Source organism: Streptomyces sp. NPDC050988 (genome assembly GCF_044456225.1).
GTDB lineage: Bacteria > Actinomycetota > Actinomycetes > Streptomycetales > Streptomycetaceae > Streptomyces.
Genome location: NZ_JBITFQ010000012.1, coordinates 26,794 through 42,020, shown reverse-complemented (window position 1 = coordinate 42,020; position 15,227 = coordinate 26,794). Strand labels below are relative to the sequence as shown.

General features: G+C 67.2%; 21 protein-coding genes and 1 pseudogene. 10 read left to right on the top strand and 12 right to left on the bottom strand.

The window, feature by feature from the left end; genetic code table 11:
- Positions 1-42: 42 nt before the first annotated feature.
- The 3 genes and pseudogenes from ACIBEI_RS25285 to ACIBEI_RS25275 all read left to right on the top strand — a co-directional run.
- A pseudogene (locus ACIBEI_RS25285) lies at positions 43-615 on the top strand (XRE family transcriptional regulator); the annotation flags it as partial.
- Positions 612-1,151: a GNAT family N-acetyltransferase gene (locus tag ACIBEI_RS25280; RefSeq protein ID WP_398892513.1), complete on the top strand. Its 540-nt coding sequence runs from the start codon at positions 612-614 to the stop codon at positions 1,149-1,151. The pseudogene ACIBEI_RS25285 and the gene ACIBEI_RS25280, both read left to right, overlap by 4 nt.
- Positions 1,152-1,232: 81 nt before the next feature.
- Positions 1,233-2,027, top strand: coding sequence for a DUF4145 domain-containing protein (locus tag ACIBEI_RS25275; protein ID WP_398892511.1), 795 nt, complete (start codon positions 1,233-1,235; stop codon positions 2,025-2,027).
- A gap of 225 nt (positions 2,028-2,252) precedes the next feature.
- Here the strand turns inward: ACIBEI_RS25275 and ACIBEI_RS25270 are convergent, their stop codons facing one another.
- Complete coding sequence (locus ACIBEI_RS25270) at positions 2,253-2,471, bottom strand: hypothetical protein (RefSeq protein ID WP_398892509.1); 219 nt, start codon at positions 2,469-2,471, stop codon at positions 2,253-2,255.
- 19 nt (positions 2,472-2,490) lie between these two features.
- Here ACIBEI_RS25270 and ACIBEI_RS25265 point away from each other — a divergent pair, with 19 nt between their 5' ends.
- Positions 2,491-3,564 carry a hypothetical protein gene (locus ACIBEI_RS25265; RefSeq protein ID WP_398892507.1) on the top strand — a complete coding sequence of 358 codons (1,074 nt, stop codon included), beginning with the start codon at positions 2,491-2,493 and terminating at the stop codon, positions 3,562-3,564.
- 306 nt (positions 3,565-3,870) lie between these two features.
- Here the strand turns inward: ACIBEI_RS25265 and ACIBEI_RS25260 are convergent, their stop codons facing one another.
- Together ACIBEI_RS25260 and ACIBEI_RS25255 are read right to left on the bottom strand one after the other, a co-directional pair.
- Positions 3,871-4,683 carry a hypothetical protein gene (locus ACIBEI_RS25260; RefSeq protein WP_398892505.1) on the bottom strand — a complete coding sequence of 271 codons (813 nt, stop codon included), beginning with the start codon at positions 4,681-4,683 and terminating at the stop codon, positions 3,871-3,873.
- An 80-nt stretch (positions 4,684-4,763) separates the two neighbouring features.
- The gene (locus ACIBEI_RS25255; protein ID WP_398892503.1) at positions 4,764-5,615 is read right to left on the bottom strand and encodes a DUF4231 domain-containing protein; all 852 of its coding nucleotides are present in this window, start codon (positions 5,613-5,615) and stop codon (positions 4,764-4,766) included.
- Between the two features lie 520 nt (positions 5,616-6,135).
- Between ACIBEI_RS25255 and ACIBEI_RS25250 the strand changes: the two genes are divergently transcribed.
- Positions 6,136-6,387, top strand: coding sequence for a hypothetical protein (locus ACIBEI_RS25250; RefSeq protein ID WP_398892501.1), 252 nt, complete (start codon positions 6,136-6,138; stop codon positions 6,385-6,387).
- Between the two features lie 167 nt (positions 6,388-6,554).
- On the opposite strand, the gene ACIBEI_RS25245 is transcribed toward ACIBEI_RS25250, so the two are convergent.
- The 5 genes from ACIBEI_RS25245 to ACIBEI_RS25225 form a co-directional block, all read right to left on the bottom strand.
- Positions 6,555-7,187 carry a transposase gene (locus ACIBEI_RS25245; RefSeq protein WP_398892499.1) on the bottom strand — a complete coding sequence of 211 codons (633 nt, stop codon included), beginning with the start codon at positions 7,185-7,187 and terminating at the stop codon, positions 6,555-6,557.
- Positions 7,112-7,657, bottom strand: a complete 546-nt coding sequence (locus ACIBEI_RS25240) for a winged helix-turn-helix domain-containing protein (RefSeq protein WP_398892497.1) — start codon at positions 7,655-7,657, stop codon at positions 7,112-7,114. Before ACIBEI_RS25240 ends, ACIBEI_RS25245 begins: the two co-directional genes overlap by 76 nt.
- 740 nt (positions 7,658-8,397) lie before the next feature.
- Complete coding sequence (locus tag ACIBEI_RS25235) at positions 8,398-8,559, bottom strand: hypothetical protein (protein ID WP_398892495.1); 162 nt, start codon at positions 8,557-8,559, stop codon at positions 8,398-8,400.
- Complete coding sequence (locus ACIBEI_RS25230; RefSeq protein ID WP_398892493.1) at positions 8,556-8,735, bottom strand: hypothetical protein; 180 nt, start codon at positions 8,733-8,735, stop codon at positions 8,556-8,558. Before ACIBEI_RS25230 ends, ACIBEI_RS25235 begins: the two co-directional genes overlap by 4 nt.
- A gap of 32 nt (positions 8,736-8,767) precedes the next feature.
- On the bottom strand, positions 8,768-8,974 hold the full coding sequence (locus ACIBEI_RS25225; RefSeq protein WP_398892491.1) for a hypothetical protein: 207 nt from the start codon (positions 8,972-8,974) through the stop codon (positions 8,768-8,770).
- Positions 8,975-9,202: 228 nt separating this feature from the next.
- Here ACIBEI_RS25225 and ACIBEI_RS25220 point away from each other — a divergent pair, with 228 nt between their 5' ends.
- From ACIBEI_RS25220 to ACIBEI_RS25210, 3 genes are read left to right on the top strand one after another with little or no spacing between them, the layout of a single operon-like run.
- A complete protein-coding gene (locus tag ACIBEI_RS25220) occupies positions 9,203-9,454 on the top strand; it encodes a hypothetical protein (protein WP_398892489.1) in 252 nt (83 codons plus the stop codon).
- Positions 9,429-9,944, top strand: coding sequence for a DUF6879 family protein (locus ACIBEI_RS25215; RefSeq protein ID WP_398892487.1), 516 nt, complete (start codon positions 9,429-9,431; stop codon positions 9,942-9,944). The genes ACIBEI_RS25220 and ACIBEI_RS25215 overlap by 26 nt, the downstream gene beginning before the upstream one ends.
- A 6-nt stretch (positions 9,945-9,950) precedes the next feature.
- Complete coding sequence (locus tag ACIBEI_RS25210) at positions 9,951-10,805, top strand: helix-turn-helix domain-containing protein (protein ID WP_398892485.1); 855 nt, start codon at positions 9,951-9,953, stop codon at positions 10,803-10,805.
- A gap of 101 nt (positions 10,806-10,906) precedes the next feature.
- On the opposite strand, the gene ACIBEI_RS25205 is transcribed toward ACIBEI_RS25210, so the two are convergent.
- On the bottom strand, positions 10,907-11,203 hold the full coding sequence (locus ACIBEI_RS25205) for a GntR family transcriptional regulator (protein WP_398892483.1): 297 nt from the start codon (positions 11,201-11,203) through the stop codon (positions 10,907-10,909).
- Between the two features lie 158 nt (positions 11,204-11,361).
- Between ACIBEI_RS25205 and ACIBEI_RS25200 the strand changes: the two genes are divergently transcribed.
- On the top strand, positions 11,362-11,712 hold the full coding sequence (locus ACIBEI_RS25200) for a hypothetical protein (RefSeq protein ID WP_398892481.1): 351 nt from the start codon (positions 11,362-11,364) through the stop codon (positions 11,710-11,712).
- 389 nt (positions 11,713-12,101) lie between these two features.
- Here ACIBEI_RS25200 and ACIBEI_RS25195 read toward each other — a convergent pair whose 3' ends face one another.
- The 3 genes from ACIBEI_RS25195 to ACIBEI_RS25185 form a co-directional block, all read right to left on the bottom strand.
- Positions 12,102-12,509, bottom strand: coding sequence for a hypothetical protein (locus ACIBEI_RS25195; RefSeq protein ID WP_398892479.1), 408 nt, complete (start codon positions 12,507-12,509; stop codon positions 12,102-12,104).
- A 58-nt stretch (positions 12,510-12,567) separates the two neighbouring features.
- Positions 12,568-13,194: a GTP cyclohydrolase II gene (ribA, locus tag ACIBEI_RS25190; RefSeq protein WP_398892477.1), complete on the bottom strand. Its 627-nt coding sequence runs from the start codon at positions 13,192-13,194 to the stop codon at positions 12,568-12,570.
- A gap of 176 nt (positions 13,195-13,370) precedes the next feature.
- Positions 13,371-13,907 (bottom strand): MarR family winged helix-turn-helix transcriptional regulator, encoded by a 537-nt coding sequence (locus ACIBEI_RS25185; protein WP_398892475.1) that lies wholly within the window; start codon positions 13,905-13,907, stop codon positions 13,371-13,373.
- Positions 13,908-14,018: 111 nt separating this feature from the next.
- Here ACIBEI_RS25185 and ACIBEI_RS25180 point away from each other — a divergent pair, with 111 nt between their 5' ends.
- Positions 14,019-15,158, top strand: coding sequence for a dihydrofolate reductase family protein (locus tag ACIBEI_RS25180; RefSeq protein WP_398892473.1), 1,140 nt, complete (start codon positions 14,019-14,021; stop codon positions 15,156-15,158).
- Positions 15,159-15,227 lie beyond the last annotated feature (69 nt).

Genomic DNA, 15,227 nt, shown 5'->3' with positions numbered 1-15,227 from the left:
CCAGCGCAGCGGCTTTCTCCGCGATTTCTCGGTCCAGCTCAGCACATGGGCCGACCGGCGGACGCGTTCGCCGCCAACGACGTCGCCCGTAACCTGCACCTCACCCGACGAGACCCACTGTTCGCGTCGCTCGGCCTGGCCCGCCAGGGGGCCATCCACGGCGCGGCGCAAGACCGCACCGGCACCCGCCGCGCGTTCGAGCAGGCGCAGGACGCCATGCTCCGCGCCGACCCCGCCGACTACCGGCCGGTGTGGCTGCTGGCCTTCTACGACCAGGCCGAACTGGACTCGTTGGCCCTGTCGGGGCACTTGGCGCTGGGCGACTACCCGACCGCCGAGTTCCACGCCCACCATTGCCTGTCCGTCCTCCGGCCCCACATGATCCGGTCTCTCGCCATCACCACCACCCGGCTCGCACACGCCCAGCTCGCGCAGGGCGCCGCCGACGCTGCCACAGCCACCGCGATGAAGGTCCCTGCCGAGGCCGCTACCCAGCACGCCCGGGTCACGCGCATGCTGCAGGAGTTCGGGGCCGCGCTCCGCGCCACCGCGCCAGGCAGCTCCAGCGTGCAGACCTGGACCGAGCACGCCGCCACCTGGAGGATGGCCGCATGACCAAGGCACCCGCCGTCGAACTGCGCACGTTCACCACGCTCGACACCGCCCGCGGCGACCTCCTTGACGCGTACGCCGACGTGCGCGCCCCGCTGCTCCACCTACCGAACTACGCGGTCACGGCGTTCGGCGAGCGCCTGGACCGGCACAGCACCGAGCCGGGGTTCACAGCCGTCCTCGCATACGCGGACGGACATCCGGTCGGCTACGCCTACGGCAACACCATCGAGCACGGCGACCGGTACTGGCAGCGCACCAGCCCGGCGCCGACGGACAAGTACACCGAGCGACCGGCCGTGGCCCTGAAAGAGATCGGTGTCCGACCGAGCTGGCGGAAGACCGGCACCGCCCGCCGTATCCACGACGCCCTCCTCGCCACACGCGACGAGCCATACGTCACGCTCATGGTCAACCCGGCCGCCGGGGACGGCAAGGTCCACGCGCTCTACGAGTCGTGGGGGTACGAGGACATCGGGCAGAGCCAGCCGTCACCGGCCTCGCCGGTGCTCACCGTGATGATCCGCGCCATCAACTGATTGGCACCCACTAGCGCTCGTCGTGTGCTGTGACGTGGAAACTCAGCTGTACCTAGAGCATGAAAGGTGTATCCCTGAGGGATGAGCACGCGCAGCCACGTATCCATTGAGGACCTCGACAGCAGAGTTCCGGCAGGTGAATGCCCGAACTGCAAGCTGAATGTGGCGTTCGACCACCTGAGTCGGCGGGAGATCTGGCCCGAGCTGATCGACAAGCCGATCGGTCCTGGGCGGAGTGGCGGCGACTTCAATGGAGGCGGTGTCGCTTCCGTGACGCCGCCTCCCAAACCGTATGTCTGGCGGGTGGTTGAACACGTTCTTTCGTGCCAGCGGTGCCACAGGACATCTGTGGTTCATCAGCACTGGGGGCCGGATTTGCCCCAAGGCGTTGACAGCGAAACCTTCTCCGCCGCGCTGGACAGCAAGAATTCGAAGGTCCGGTTCGTGGTCCTGGTGCATCCGCGCCGCAGTGCAAACCTCCTGCACGAGGCTGCTCCCGATGCCGTGCGCGATCTCTTCAGCGAGGGCACGCGCTGCCAGGAAGCAGGGGCACTCCGAGCCGCAGCCGCGATGTACCGCGCCGCAGTTGAGGAGATCTGCAAGGACCGGGGCGCGGCGGGAAACAACCTCAAGGCGAAGATTGCCGACCTGGTCAACCGAGGCGTCTCAGCGGAGGTCGTACGGGATCTCGACGAGGCGCGCAGTCTCGGCAACTGGAGCCTCCACGACGGATTGACCTTTTCCCACGAGGAAGTGAGTGACGTGTCATCCCTCATCGAGGAGGCCGTCTTCCTCGTCTACGTACAGCCCGAACAACGTGCCGCATTGCGCGAGGCGCGCAAACAGCGCCGTGATCAGTTCCGCACAGCCCCGTAGCTCCGGTGGCGGCTTCCCCTTGGGAGCCACCCTGCTGCCTAGCCTGTCCGCCCTGACAGCGGGAGCGGACCAATCGGCTGTCTCCTGGTTGCGCGCGGTGGCCAGGGGCAGGAACGCTGCAGGGATCTCGTCGCGAATCTCCCAGTGTTATGCACGTACTGCGAAGGTTGGTGGATGTCTCCCTCGCAAGCAGCAGCGCTTCCGCTCAGCCCGCAGAAGGAGGCGCTACGCCACCTTGCCGCCGAAGAGTTCCACGATCGCTCCGAAGCCCATCATGTAGGTCGTTGAGCATGCCTCAGCGGCGGCTTTCATCTGCTCGGAGTCGCCGCCGAGCGCAGCCAGCAGCACATTCAAGATCAGTGCTAGGACCGTCAGTGCAGCCACCGTAGAGAAGATGAGCTTGAAGCGGGGCGTCAAGTCGGACTTGAGATTTTCGTTCTCCATGCCCTCATGTACTGCCCGGATGGGACATTGGTCTGAGGGTCTTGTCGACGAGGCCGCGAAGATGATCAGCGGTAGCCCTGACCGCCGCATGCTGAGGGACAAGCTTGCCCAGGTCGGCGGCGAGATTGATGTTCTATCTGGCCGTAGCTTCCAGCCGCCGCGCCGGTCGACCGCAGTCATCGAGTCCAATGGGTTGCCCTTCGTGGACATCCCAGACCTGCAGGTCGGCTCGATGGAACCCGTGGCGGGAGTGCGGGAGATCCCTGACCCGGTGAACGGTCAGATCGCGACTGTCCTGCAGGTCTCGCCCTTGACCGACCCTGTCCCAAATGCCACGCCTACTGGTGACGCACTCTGGATTGCCGGCCAACTCGTCGCCCAGGCATCGCAGACGGGGCGTCTGTCGGCGGACTATGTCCTCCACTGGCTGGGCGCGTCCATGGACCACGAGCAGAGAAAAGAGCTATTTCGCCGCGTTATGGACCCGGCTGTTCGATTCTACGTCCCGATCCTCGGGGTCTCTATCAATGGGTGGTGGATCCAAATCGCCCGCCGTCTCATCTGGGTGACGAGCGAGGTTGAGGACGACGGACAGCTTGTCGAGCTGCTGTTGAAGGAAGCGACGGCTGGCGGAGAGGTCCCACCGCTTGCAGCCGTCGAAGCCATCCTGATCGCGGCTCGGATGACACGACAACCTGCAGATTGGGCATTCACCGCGCGCATCTGGCCCGAGCAGGTTCAGCTCCCCATCGATCGGCCGTGGAGCAGGCTTGCGAAGGCTATTCACGGCCACGGCATACCGACCATCACCCTCGACTCTGTCTCGACCCCTTACGAGATCGCGTGCCAGGTGGTCTTGAAGGGCTACTGGCATGGCTACATCAATGGCGATGAGCCGGCACTGGCGAGCGCCGTCGCGAAGGCGTACCCGCGGCAGGTCGATCGCATTCAGCGTGAAACCCGTACCCCGGATAGGGCTTCTGCAGCCGCGACGCTACTCGAACAACTGATCCACCCCGGATTCGACCCAGCGCAGGGCGCGGAGGCGACTCGTCGGTACGTGCGCCGGAAGGCAAGCATCGCGGTGATGTAGTACTGGAAGAGCGAGGCACCGGACCGGTACCCGTGGACGCAGGTCGGAATTAGTGAACGTCGCTACTACAAACTCCTGCCGCTGTTCGCCCAGAAGGTCGACGGCCGCTACGACTACGACGATGTGGTGGCGCGTATGAAGGCCCACCTGGACCACGCAGACAAAGCGCGAGCCGTGCGAGCAGCCGCCCTCGAAGTCCTCCGGTCACACGGCTTCGGTGAAGAGGCCGCACGCAAATGGCTACAGCGACATCCACCTGAAGAGGCTGTCAACGCGTGGCCGCGTGGTCAGCGACTGTACTCAGGTTCAACCTGAGTATGGAGCCGGTGGACTTGCGGAAGCGAGTGTGTGCCTCGCAGCAGTCGTGAACCGCTCGCGGATATCCGCACGGGCTTCTTGGTTGCGCTTCAGTTCATCGACGATTGCGGTCGCTTGGTCAAGGAACGTGGAGAATCTGTCGCCGTCCTGATGCGCGCGGGAGATTGCAGCGTTGGCAAGTTCCTGGGCTCGTTCTGCGCTCTCGAATATCGCTGCTGCCCGCGGGTCCTCATGGAGTGGTCGACCGCTTTCGTTTGCGTCTGCCACGAGCTCTTGCAGCTGCCTCTTGGTCTCCTGCATGGCCTCGGTGGCGGCTGCCATCGCTGGTGCTGTCCCGCTGGTCAAGCGTTCGGTCGCTGTCGGAAGCGTTGCTTCGGTGAGTTCCTTCAGCTTGGTGGCTATCTTCACGTCACGCCGAATGCTGTCGGCGAGCTCTTCCGCCGCCCGAGCCACCTCAGCCGGCCCTAGGATGTCGATCCTCCGAGCGCGCTCTGTCATGCGGCCAGCAGCTTCCTTAAGCGGGTTGACGCCCGACGATCCGGAGTCCCCCGGCAGACCCACGGAGTCAATGAGACGAAGGCATTCGTCCCAGGCTGCTAGAAAACCTTCGTACGCCTGAAGCCGCTGTTGTCGAAGCCAGTGGGCTTGATCCACTGTGGCTTGGTCACGAACTTGCAGCAGGGCGGCTTGTGCACTGAGCAGGGCTCCCTTCTTCGCGGCCCGCGCCGACAGAGCTGCACCGACGACGGTGCCGGCTAACCCGAACACCGCGGCCACCAGGGCGACTACAAGTTCCTTCATGACCAGCCATCATCACGGCGATGACCGACAGGCGGAATGGGACGTCCTGCCGATCTGCTTGCCGCCTCATGCGCCCCTGATCAGGCAGGTGGAGGAGTGGCAGGCGGGGCCTGCTCGGTGGGTTGATCCAACTGTTGCTGGCGGCGACGTTGCTCGTTGCGCAGGTCCTCGACTCGCTGCGTGAACAATTTGAGGGCTTCCTGTTCCTGGGCGGGCTCGAACTCGCTGTACGGACCGATCCCGAGAGCGACCGCGTTGGCCTCCTTCTCGATGTCGTCAGCGGTCTGCTGCAGGAAGAAGCTGCGCTCGCGGTACTTGTAGTAACCCGTGAATGCTGCCGCGAGCGTGATAGCGAAGCTGATGGTGGTCAGGGAAACGCTCTGCCAGGTCAACTGCTTACCTGTGTCCAGGGCGGCGATGGTCGTGGTTGCGGCGGAGCCGATGATGATGAGGGACTGCAGGATTTTGTGAACGCGGCGGTACTTGCGGCTGTCGGCCTGGAACTGCTCCACGATCCCGGTGACATCCTCGCGGTAGAGCAGCCGCCGCTCGGACAGCGGAGGATGCTCGTGGGCGTTCAGTCGGCGCAGTGACTCCCGGGTCTGCTCCAGTTCTGCTTTCAGCTCGTGTCTGCTCTTCAACGACCTGTCCGTGACGATCACTACGGCCGCTGCGCACAGCACGACCACTGCACCGCAGATGATGTCGCCCTTGAGGAAGCGCGAGGATTCCCATGTCAAGGCGGTGCCGCAGGCGGCAGCCATGATTGCCGCCACTCCGATTGTCAGAGCGATGCGCTGAGCGCGGTTGATCATCAGACGCCGGGAAAGCAAGGCTTCTGCAGCCCTCACGTCGTTGCGGGTGTCGAACAGTAAGCGTCGGCCGGCTCCCTCCAGGCGGCTGGGAGCATCGTCGTCCAAGCTGCGCACCACGGTTGGGTATCCCTCCCGATCGTCCGTATGGCTGCTCGGACGGCGGGACCTGACTCCGCCGCATACTCCCTCCACCGATCAGCCCAGATCACCGCTGACCCTGTCATGAAGGCCATCGGGAAGTCAGGCAGAGGAACAGAAAAGTACTGGTCACCAGCCTGTCGTGCGTGAGCGATGCGTGAGCGGACGGAGCCACCTAGGTCATCACGGAGAAGACCGCGTAACGAGCCACGTCTGTCCTGACCAGGTGGTTCCGGACGCCGAAGAACCGTCCGGAACCACCCAGCAAGCTTTGGCCAGGACTTCTAATCCATTGGTTGTGGGTTCGAGTCCGACAGGGTCTACAAGAAAGGCCCAGGTCAGAGGGAATCTGACCTGGGCCTTAGGTGTGTTTCAGGGCTCTGAAGATCGGTAGCTCAGCCGACGCTCAACCGAAGTGCAGACTCTCATGGAGTTCCGTCTCCTTGGCGTGGGCAGGTCTGGAACCCTGGCACGGTCGGCTCACGGCCAGGAGGTACCGATGCCTGACGACCCCACTGGCGGCTACGTCGCCAACCCGCGCCAGACCAAGGTCATGCATACGCAGGACGCCAGTCTGGTCGCGCAGTTCATGGAGGGCGCCCAGCTGCTGGGCACAGGCATCCAGATCACGTTTGTTGCCCTGCCCAAGAAGGACGAGCCGCACGTCTTCCAGGAGTGGTGGGAGGTCCGGGTGTTCGATGACCCGCACCTCGGCGAGATGTCTTCCGGCGCAGACGGCGACAGCACGTAGTGGTGGGGCCGACTCCGGGCCCCCCATACCTGCTCTGTGACGCCTTTAGCTGGCGGTCACGCGTAGTAGCTATGCGGGTGGAGCGACAGGGCCGACAGTGAACGGTTGTTAGCGGCGCTCGTCGGGCGCACGTCTGTGGCGGCCGCTGGCGAGCAGAGCGCCGCTACTCAGGTTGAATGCGTGATGTCCGGTGTCTCGATCAGCCCCTGAAGGCCCAGGCCGGTGGGTGGCAGGCAGCCTGTAATCAGGTGCGGCCGGTACTGGATCTTCTTGAGCTTCCGCTTGATGACGCGGGTCAGGTGTGTGAGGTCGGCGGCGGCGAAGTCGGCCAGGGCCCTCTTGAGCAGGCTCCAGACGCCTTCCTGCGGGTTGATCTCCGGTGCGTACGGCGGCAGATGGAAGATGACCAGCCAGTCCTTGTGTTCCGCTTCGAAGTCGAAGAGTTCCTGCTGGAGATGCGTGCTCAGGTTGTCCCAGACCCACACGACGGGGGTGCCGAGCTGCAGGTGCACCATGCGGATGAAGTCCCGGTAGTCGCCCCAGGTGAAGGTCTTCGGCTCGCCCTTGCGGCTGCGGTGAACGTGCAGCTTGAAGAACATCCGCGGCCGGTGGCCGGGCTTGAAACACACCGCGCCAGCGATGTTGACCCGGCCGCCGCGCCGGCCCGCCACCCGCATCACAGGCCTGGCTCCGCGCGGCGCCCAGGTCCGGCCCTTCGGCGGGATCAGCGACTGGCCCGACTCATCCGCGAAGCAGATGTGGGCGCCCAGGTCGTGCGCGGTACTTTTACCCGCGGCCACACCTCGGCCTTCCACACCTCGATCGCCGCCTCGTCGCGTTCCAGCGCGCGCCGCACGGGCGCCTGGCAGCTCCAACCGTGCCGCTTGAGCAGCCGCCACACGCCCTGGACGGTGTAGCCGACGTGGAACAACCGGCCGATCAGCAGCTTCACCCGCTTCAGCGTCCAGCCCTGCTCCTCGTCGTCGAAGCCGTGCGCCAGCGGGCCCCGTTTCAACTCCGCCTCCAGCCGCCGCCACTGCTGCGAAGACAGCCGCTCCACCGACATCGGCCCCGCCGGCGCCAACGCTCCGGCACCGCCCTGCCGCCAGGCCGCCCGCCACCGGCGCACCGACCGGTCCATCACCCGTAACTCGGCCGCGATCTGCGCCGTACCGGCCCGGGCCTCGAACCATTTGGCGGCCTCCAGCCGCACAGCCTCCCGCTTCACCTGCCCGGCAGGCGTCAACCCGCCCCCTTGCGCATACCGCATGAAGACGTCGTACCGCAGGGATCACGACCCGTCACCACAGCCCGGACATCACGCATTCAACCTGAGTAACCGCTCGCCGGTCCCCAACATGCGGTGCAGGAAGTGGTTGAGCAGGGTGGTCTTGCTCCACCCCCGATGACCGAAAATCCCCGGGCGGGATGAGGGGGCTGGGAAGAGGTATCCCGCTGACTAGGCGCTTCGAAAACTCATCCGCTTGCGTGCCATGTCAGCGGTACTGGGCTGAATAGCTTAATGGGAGGTCGCGACCCGCCGCCTCCGAAGGCCACGAACCAGGGAGGCGGCGGACCCCATCAGCACTCCAATGAGCGGCACGCTACGCCGCACACGAGGTGAGCACCTTGTCTCAGTCAACCATTGATCCCAACGGCGCGGGCGGCGGCGAAGGCGGTGGGTGGTTCGTCCGTAAACCTCGGCTACGGCTACGTCCCGACTACGCGCTGGCCGCACCCATCGCGGCAGTCGTAGCGACGGGGGTCGTGGAGGGGACTCCTGCTGTTGCCTCCCTCACGACGATTGCTGTAGCCGCCCTCTGGGCCGGCCGCCCCAGCAGGCGCGAGGCCAAGTGAGTTTAAGCAAGAGTCAGGCCCCGGCCGGGATGCACGCCGGCCGGGGCCTGGTCCCACGTCGCCCGTCATCGGGACGGGCATCGCGACCGCGTGACCGACGCCGGACGTGGGCTTGAACCCGACCGCCCCTCGGGGGACGGGGATGGACGGGAGTCAGTGATACACAGAGTCCTGGCTGGTCTGGATCGGCACCGGCCTGCACTCGTCGACGTGCCGGTACACGGTGTCGCCCCCGTAACTGGACCCGGCGATGGAGTGCGTGGTGTACTCCTCGCCCTCCCCGATCGACTGGTCACAGCATCCGCAGATCTTCACCGCCGGACCTCCTCGCGCCAGAGGATGAACCACGCCCGGTACAGCGTCTCCGCCGCCGGGCACTCGGGCGTCTCGTCCGGCCGGTCCAGGTCGACCTTGCAGCCGGCGCACTCAAGGCAGTGGTCGGCGAGGGCGACGAACGCCTCCCCGGCCGGGGTCGTTGTCTGTGCGGTCATGGATGTCCCTTCGGCGAGAGGCGGCTTGGGGGTCACAGCGGCCGGTCGGAAAGCGGGACGAGGCCGTAGGCCTGACGGCAGGAGAGGCAGGCGAACTTGCTGCCCACAGAGCCGGGGCCGGACCCTGCCTCTTCCACGCGGATCAGGCGGACGCCGCGCGCGTGCCTCTGGTGCCAGGCGCAGTAGCCGTACCCGACAGGGATGGTGGGGCTGCCCTGGGTCTGCGTATCGTCGGCCATGTCGACTCCAACCAGTCGGCCAAGCCCGGGGCCGGTGACACGGCCGCCGGGTTTCTCGTATCTGCCGACGCTAGGAACCTGCGCCTCACGGACGCCACGAAGTTGCACCGAATTACAGGCGAGTTTGGAGTACAGGTCATGGCCGGGACGCCCTCTTGACCGTGTGACCCCAAGGCGTGACCGTGGTGTAAATCTCTGCAACCAAGTAGCGCAGGAGGTCAGGCCGCCATGAACATTCAGTTCGTTGGGATCGACCCCGAAACGGACGAGGACGGATGCCCGACAGTGTGGGTGGACACGGATACGGCAGACCTGCTGATCCAGAGCTACGAGGCCGACGAGGAGACGAGCACCCGATGCGACACGCTGTCCCCGGCCCGGGCGCCGATCCCGCCCGGCGAGACGGTCATCAGGATCCCGGCCCGCATGATCTCGATCATCAGGAAGGCGTGCGATGAGCTCGATCCCGGAGTTCGCTGAACTCCTAGCCGACACCGGGAAGTCGGCCGTCCACCTGGAGATGCGGGACGCCTACTTCAGCAACCCCCGCTTCGAGGCGTGGCAGGACGGCCAGCGCGTCGACTGGGACGATTGCGCGACCTGGTGGCGGCCCTATCACCAGGACATCGCGGAGGCTGTCGCCCGCGGCGTGACCGTGCGCCGCGCCCGGATCGTGTCCGAGCCGGTCACCGACTACATCCGCTGGGAGCACTACCAGACCCGCGCCAACGTCGAGGCCGGCGAACAGGTGCGGTGGCTGCCGCGCCGTGCGGCGTGGGATCTACTGCTGCCCGGCACCGACCTGTGGGTCTTCGACGGTCGACTGATGCGCGTCCACCACTTCTCCGGGGACGGCGAGTGGATCAGTAAGGAACTGAGCGACGATCCCGCCCTGGTCGAGCAGCATGCGGCCGCGTTCGAGAAGGTCTGGGAGCGAGCCACTCCGCACGACGAGTACGAGGTCAAGTAGCCAGCCATGTCCACGTTCCCCACGTCCAGCGTGCAGGAAGCGCGCGCGGCTCTCGCGGCTCGTCTGCGGGAGCTGCGCCTGGACGCGGGCATGTCCGGCAAGGAGCTGGCCCGCCGCTGCGGGTGGTCCGTCGCCAAGTCGTCCAGGATCGAGAACTCCGTCACCGCCCCGGCGGACGCGGACATCCGTGCGTGGTGCGCGGCGTGCGATGCCGACGGCCAGGCGGCGGACCTGATCGCGGCCAGCCGGCAGGCCGACTCGATGTATCTGCACTGGAAGCGGCTTCAGCGCACGGGCATGAAGCAGCTGGCGGAGACGTCCGCGAAGCTGTACGAGCGCACCCGCCTGTTCCGCGTGTACGCCTCCCACGTCATGCCCGGCTACCTGCAGACGCCCGGCTACGCGACGGCCCTCATGCGCACGATCGCAGGCTTCCGCGGAACCCCGGACGATGTGGCCGATGCGGTCGAGGTCCGGATGCGCCGCGCGCGGGTCATCCATGAGGGCGACCACCGGTTCGCGACGCTCATCGAGGAGAGCGTCCTCAACCATCGGGTCGGCGATCAGGACGTGATGGCCGGCCAGCTCGGCAACCTGCTCGCCGCGATGACCCTGCCGTCCATGTCGCTGGGCATCATCCCGGCCGCGGCCGCGCGGGAGGGGATCCTGTGGCCACTCGAACAGTTCACGGTCTTCGACGACGCGCGTGTTCACGTGGAGCTGTTGGCGGCGAAGGTGACGGTCACGGCCCCGGGCGAACTGGACATCTACCTGCGGGCGTTCGCCAGGCTCACGGAGCTCGCCGCGTACGGGGCCGACGCGCGCGCCCTGATCGTGAAGGCCATCGACGCCCTGCGCTGACACGACATAGGCGCCCCCTGCACGGCCAAGGTGACCGTACAGGGGGCGCGGTGGCGCAGAGATCAGGCGGCAGGAACCGCAGCGCGGACTATGAGACAGACTCAGGTTTCCGGTGTGCCGTCGTCCGGCGCGTCGCTCGGTGGCTGCTCGGCGACGAAAGATCCCTTGCCGCGCACGGTGACGATGAGCCCGCGCTCGCGCAGTTCCTGGGCGGCACGTCGTGCGGTGAGTCGCGCTACGCCGTATTCGTCGGCGAGATGGTTCTCCGAAGGAATGGGCCTGTCCGGTGCCAGTTCGCCAGAGGCAATCTTTCCGGAGATGACGTCAGCCAGCTGTACGTAGAGCGGTCTCGCGCTCATCGGGTCCAGGGTGGGCTTCGGCTCTTCCGTATCGCTCATATGTCCAACGTAGAGAGGCAGTGCCCTGCACGATCGTGTGGATCCCTCTGTACTTGTATGCAGAGGGCTACATCCTGGGATAGCTTCAAGAATGGAAAAACCCCGGCGAGGTGTCCAGACCTCCCGGGGCATGGCCAACGCTTCAAAGGAGCGTCGACGTGTACGACCCTATCCGCCGCACCCTCGAATGGCTGCGCCTCCTCTTCTGTCCGGGCACGGGCAAACGGCGCCGCACCCGCCACCGCACCTGCCTCTGCATCCACTTCACCGCCGTACGGCACCCCTCGCCCTCCGTGCCCCTACCGCCACGGCTCCCCCACCACCGCTCCCCGTACGGCCTTGTCGCGCCCCTCGACGGCGCCGACTCCGCCCTCGTACGCCCCTACCTCGCCGCCCACGACCAGGAAGCCGCACTTCAGCAGCGCCGTCGCCTCGCCCTCGTGCTCGCCGCCGACTTGGGGATCGACCTCGACCGGCACCTGATCGGCGCGCAGGAGGTGGCCGCCTGATGAAGCACACGACGAAGCGGACCACTGGCCCTGCGGGGATCGCTCCCGGGCCCCGCCTCCTGCCCTGGCCGTCCCTCGACGGCAAACCCTCCTACCTGGTCACGGAGAACGGCGGCGGATACGTGTCCCGTCTCGCCGACGATCTGGAGGCGGCCCAGCTCGCCACAGGTGCCGACGTCCTCGGCCTGGCCCGGACAGTGCTGGACGATCCGGCCTCGCCGTACACCGAGGTCCGCTACGCCGGTCTCCGCCTCGCCGAGTGCCTGGCCGACGCCCTGCGCGTCGCCGAGTCCCGGGGACTGCGCCTGCCTGCACCGGATTCCGAGGACGGCGGGCAGGTGATCCAGGAGACAGGGAGCGGGCCATGTCCGGGCGGCCAGCCGGCCGGCTCAAGTAATCAACAACAACGCCCCCCACATCACCACAGCCAGACAAGGCAGCACGTAAGTGATCAGAGTGATCGACAGTCCCCGTCTGCGGCCGGTCCAAGTCGACCATGTGGTGGCGTAGTCGGGGAGGCGTTCCAGTGCCCTCGCCTGTACGTGGCGGTAGTAGAGGCGGTGGCGGTGGCCGACGTAGAGCCAGGTGAGGGCCAGTACGAGGCCGAAGGCGGCCAGGACGCGGGCTGCTGAGAGGTGTTTCTCCGTGGTGAGGAGTGTCGTGTAGGCCACGGCGAAGAGTGACTGGCCCACGAGGAAGAGGTTGCCGCGCTGGAACAGCATGCTGTTCTCGTGCAGCGTGTGCTGCCAGAGTCTGCCGTCCTCCGCCATGCGCTGAGCTTCGCTGTCGTCCCCCATGCCACTCTTCTGCCCTGCGATCGCGCGGAGCCACCCATTCCGTGGGCGGGGTCCGGGGTCAGCCAGCCGTCAGCTTCGCCAGTGGCAATGTGTGCTGGGTCTGGAGGACCTTCGCGCGGAGGTAACGGACGTTGTGGGCCGTGGTGAAGACGCCCGTCGGGACGCGGTGGCCGACCGTGATGCCCAGGTCGCGGAGCTGGTTCGCCTTGTCGGGGTTGTTGGACAGGAGGTCCAGTTCCGTGATGCCGAGGGCCGTCAGCATCTGGGCCGCCGCCGTGTAGTCGCGGGCGTCCTCGGGAAGGCCCAGGGCCGTGTTCGCGGCGTACGTGTCGAGACCCTCGTCCTGGAGGGCGTACGCGTCGAGCTTGTTGTAGAGGCCTATGCCCCGGCCCTCCTGGCGGAGGTAGAGGAGCACACCGCCGCGGGTCGCGATCTGCTCGACCGCCTCGCGGAGCTGGGGGCCGCAGTCGCAGCGGGACGAGCCGAAGACGTCGCCCGTCAGGCACTCGGAGTGGAGGCGGACCAGGGGCGTGGCCGAAGGGGTGCCGAGGATCACCGCCACGTGTTCCTGGCCGTCGGTCAGGCCGTGGAAGGTGACCAGTTCTGCGTCGACGCTGTAGCCGTCGTTGAAACGCAGCGGCACCCGGACGCGCGAGCGCTGGGTGGCGGCGGGGTAGTCGGGCATGCGGTTCTCCCGGTCCGATCTCTTACCTGCTTCAGATTTGAAGCAGATCCTCGAATCGAGACCCTACCTCATGCTTTAAAGTTCAAGCAACGGAAATGTGGGACATGGGTTTGTGGTGCGGCTCGTGTGCCCCTGCGTGCCTCATGTCTCAGGCCTCATGGCTCATGCCTCAGGCCTCATGCGTCGCCCGTCGCCGGCCCTCCCGCGCACGGGCTCGACCTGCGCCGCCACGGGACGTCGTCCGGTGCTGCCTGTGGGTCGTCGCCCTCCAGGCCCCGTGCGATCCCCGTGCAGATCTCCTCCAGCTGCCCCACCTGCTCCGGGCTGAGCTTGTCGAAGAGCGTCGCGCGGACCGTCTCGACGTGGCCGGGGGCCGTGCGCTCCAGCAGGGCCATCCCCTCGTCCGTGAGGATCGCGACGCTGCCCCGCTTGTCCATGCTGCAGTCCTCGCGGCGTACCGCCCCGTCCTTCTCCAGGCGGGTCACCGCGTACGTCAGCCGGCTACGGGTGATCTTCGTGCTCTCCGCGAGGTCCGTCATGCGCAGGCTGCGTCTCGGCGCCTCGGAGAGGTTGGCGAGGATGGAGTAGTAAAGGTGCGGCATGCCGGCCTCCTGCTGGAGCTGCCGGTCGATCGCGTCCTCCAGGAGATGGGAGGCAGCGATGTAGGCGCGCCAGGCGCGCTGCTCCTCGGGGGTGAGCCAGCGGGTCGTCATGCCCCCAGTGTAGGTTTGTTTCAAACTTGAACCAAGACCGGATCGGCGACCGGTGACACCGGCCCGCCGTCCGGGCAAGCCCTACCTCCGCCTCCGAAAGCGAGCGCGTCCATGCCTCACCCCTACGTCCTGTTGTCCGCCGCCGTCTCCCTCGACGGCTGCCTGGACGACACCGGCCCCGGACGGCTGCTGCTCTCCGGACCGGCCGACTTCGACAGGGTCGACGAGGTACGGGCCGAGTCCGACGCGATCCTCGTCGGCGCGGGCACCCTGCGCGCCGACAACCCCCGGCTCCTCGTCAACTCCGCCGAGCGCCGCGCGACCCGCGTCGCCGCCGGACGGCCGGAGTACCCGCTGAAGGTCACCGTCAGCGGCAGCGGTGACCTCGACCCCGGCGCCAACTTCTGGTCCACGGGCGGCGAGAAGATCGTCTACACGACCGACGAGGGGGCCGAGAGGGCCACTGAAGCGCTGCGCGGGCTCGGCGTCGACGTCGTCTCCGTCGGCCCGGACGTCGACTGGCGGGCCGTACTCACCCACCTCCACGACGTCCGCGGCGTACGGCGGCTCATGGTCGAGGGCGGCGGCCGCGTCCATACCCAGCTCCTGAGCCAGGGCCTCGCCGACGAACTGCAGCTCGCCCTCGCGCCCCTCGTCGTGGGTGAGTCGGACGCGCCGCGCCTGTTCGGACCCGGCGACTACCCGGGCGGCCCCCGCAACCGGCTGCGGCTGGTCGAGACCCGGCCCGTGGGGGACGTCGTCCTCATGCGGTACGTCCCCACCGCGCCCGGCACCGGGAACGTACCCTCCGCCGCCGACCACCGTTGGCTCGCCCTCGCCTGCGAACTGGCCGCCGAGTGTCCGCCCTCGCGGACCGCGTTCAGCGTCGGCGCGGTCGTCGTCGCGGCCGACGGTACGGAGCTGGCCCGCGGGTACTCCCGAGAGGCCGACCCCGTGTCGCACGCCGAGGAGGCGGCCCTCGCCAAGATCGAGCCGGGTGATCCGCGGCTCGCGACCGCCACCGTCTACAGCAGCCTGGAGCCGTGCGCCCGCCGCGCGTCACGGCCCGCGCCCTGTGCCCGGCTGATCCTCGACGCGGGCGTACGGAGGGTTGTGACCGCCTGGCGGGAGCCGGACACCTTCGTGGCGGGCGCGGACGGCAGCGGGCTGCTGGCCGCGGCCGGCGCCGATGTCCTGGTGCTCCCGGAGTACGAGGCCGACGCCAAGGCCCCCAACCGTCATCTGGCCTGACCGGCCCGTTTCCCGTCGGTACGGCCGACGGGTCCTCCGGACCAGCATCTTTCATGCCAAAACCCCCGG